The 2,848-nt window shown below is 65.4% G+C and carries 1 protein-coding gene; it reads right to left on the minus strand.

Annotated features, from left to right (window positions below; translation table 11 throughout):
- Positions 1–2,848, minus strand: a 2,848-nt coding sequence (locus tag ACI2I1_RS15520) for an efflux RND transporter permease subunit (RefSeq protein WP_404679857.1), incomplete at both ends; no start/stop codon positions are given.

The following is a 2,848-nucleotide window of genomic DNA, read 5'->3' on the forward strand; positions in this document are numbered from 1 at the left end:
CGCTGGTCACGTTTCGACGCAGGCGATCCCACCACTTCTCGCGCCAGCTGCGCTCATCGTCCGATCGATTGAGCACGAGCCGCGCGATCGCGGGCAGGACGAAGAGCGTGAGCGCGGTCGCGGTAATCAATCCGCCGATCACGACAGTGGCGAGCGGACGCTGGACTTCCGCGCCCGTGCCGGTCGCAAGGGCCATCGGCACGAAGCCGAGCGAGGCCACCAAGGCTGTCATCAGCACCGGTCGCAGCCTCGCCAGTGCGCCATCGGAGATCGCCTCATCGAGAGGCATTCCCTTGTCGAGGCGCTGGCGTATCGCGGTCATCATCACGAGCCCGTTCAATACCGCGACGCCCGATAGGGCGATGAACCCCACTGCGGCCGACACCGAGAACGGCATCCCCCGTAGGGCAAGCGCGAAGACCCCGCCTGCCAGCGCCATCGGGATCGCGCTGAACACCGCCAGCGCTGGCACCCATCCGCCGAGCGCCATGAACAGGAGCAGCAGCACCAGCGCGAAGCAGACCGGAACGACGAGGGCGAGCCTTGCCTGCGCGGCCTGGAGGTTCTGGTATTGTCCGCCCCATTCGATGAAGGAGGCGGCCGGCAATCCGACGTTCTCGGAGACGCCTGCCCGGGCCTCCTCGACAAACGAGCCGAGATCGCGCTCGCGCACGTTCGCCGACACGATCACCAGTCGGCGACCCTGCTCCCGGCGAACCTCCGCGAGACCATCGACCACCTGGAAATCCGCCAATGTGCGAAGCGGAACCGTGACCCCGCTTTCGAGGACTATGGGAAGAGCTCCGAGCTGATCGAAATCGTCCCGGGTCGCATCCTCGAGCCGCACGACGACATCGAACCGGCGGTCACCCTCGAATACCAGCCCCGCTGGCCGACCACCCAGCGCGATGGCAACGGATTGCGCGACCTCCTCCACGGTCAGACCGTATCGGGCGATCGTCGGACGATCGAAGGCAATGTCGAGCGTGGGAAAGCCAGTGACCTGCTGGACCTTGACGTCTGCAGCACCCTCGACGCCGCGCAGCACCTCGGCCACTTCTCCGGCTGACCGGGTCAGCGCGGTCAGGTCGTCTCCGTAGAGCTTGACCGCCACGTCGCCGCGAACACCCGCGATCAGCTCGTTGAAGCGCAGTTCGATGGGTTGGCTGAACTCGTAGAGGTTGCCCACCAGACCGCCGAGCGACTCCTCCATCTGTGCAACGAGTTCGTCCTTCGACAGGTCGGGATCGGGCCACTCTTCGCGTGGCTTCAGGATCACGTAGGCGTCGGACGCGTTCGGCGGCATCGGATCACTCGCGACCTCGGCCGTGCCGGTGCGCGAGAAGACCAGCTCCACCTGCGGGAAGGTCTCGAGCCTGTCCTCCACCTGTCTCTGCATGGCGAGCGAGCGCTCGAGCGAAGTCGACGGTATCCGCAGCGACTGAACCGCGATGTCGCGCTCATCCAGCTGCGGTGTGAACTCACTGCCGAGAAGGGTGAACACGAAAGCCGCTACGGCGAAGAGTCCGGCGCCCGCACCGATCACCGGCCAGGGACGTGCGATGGCGCGGCGCACTGCCGGGCCATAGCGTTCCTTCGCCATCCGAACGGGCTTGACCTCCTTCTCGGTCAGCTTGCGATTGAGGAGCACCGCGATCATCGCCGGCACGAAGGTCAGGGACAGCACGAAGGCGGAGGCGAGTGCCAGCATGACCGTGATGGCCATTGGCGAGAACGTCTTGCCCTCGACCCCCGTGAAGGTGAGAAGCGGCGCATAGACCAAGAGGATGATCGCCTGACCGTAGACGGTCGGCTTGATCATCTCCTGTGCAGCCAGCCGTGTCTCCGTCAGCCGTTCGCCGAGGCTGAGCAATCTATCTTCACGGTGCTGCCTGGCGGCGAGCCGCGCGACGCTGTTCTCGACGATGATAACGGCGCCATCGACGATAAGCCCGAAGTCCAGTGCCCCGAGGCTCATCAGGTTGCCGGAGACTCCAAGCCTGTTCATTCCCACGGCGGCCATCAGCATGGATATCGGAATGACCAATGCGGCGATGATCGCAGCACGGATATTGCCGAGCATCAGGAACAGGACTGCGATCACCAGAAGCGCGCCCTCGACGAGGTTCTTCTCCACCGTCGCGATGGTCGCATCGACCAGCGACGAGCGGTTGTAGACGATCTCGGCGACCACTCCGGCAGGGAGCGAGGCGCGGACTTCTTCCAGTCGCTCGGCCGAGGCGGCAGCCACTGTGCGGCTGTTCTCGCCACTGCGCATCAGGACCGTGCCAACGACCGCCTCCTCGCCATTGAGCGAGGCAGCACCGGTTCGCAGATCGCCGCCGATGCGCACCGAGGCGACATCCCCGATCCGGATCGGCACGCCCTCGCGGGTCGCGACCACCGCCTGTTCGATGTCCTGTGTGCCCCCAAGCCGCGCATCGACGCGGACGAGCAGAGCCTCCCCGGCACGATCGACGAAGTTGGCACCTTCGGCGAGGTTCGCCGCTTCCAGGGCCTCGATCAGGGAGTCGAACGACAGGCCGTAGCCGGTGAGACGAGCAGGATCGGGCTGGACGAGAAACTGCTTCTCATAGCCGCCGATCGAGTCCACGCCCGCCACCCCGTCGATGGAGCGCATGAGCGGAGCAACGACCCAGTCCTGCACCGTGCGAAGATAGGCTGCCTTGGCGACTTCGGTGTCGAGGCGATCGCCGCGTTCGGTGATGAAGCTCCCGTCCGGCTGCCACCCTGTTCGACCACCCTTGGGCGCATCGCGACCTCCCGGATACTCGTATTCGATCGTATACATGAGCACTTCGCCCAGGCCGGTCGAGATCGGTCCCAT

Source organism: Qipengyuania sp. NPDC077563 (assembly GCF_044901345.1).
GTDB classification, from domain to species: Bacteria; Pseudomonadota; Alphaproteobacteria; order Sphingomonadales; family Sphingomonadaceae; genus Qipengyuania; species Qipengyuania aestuarii.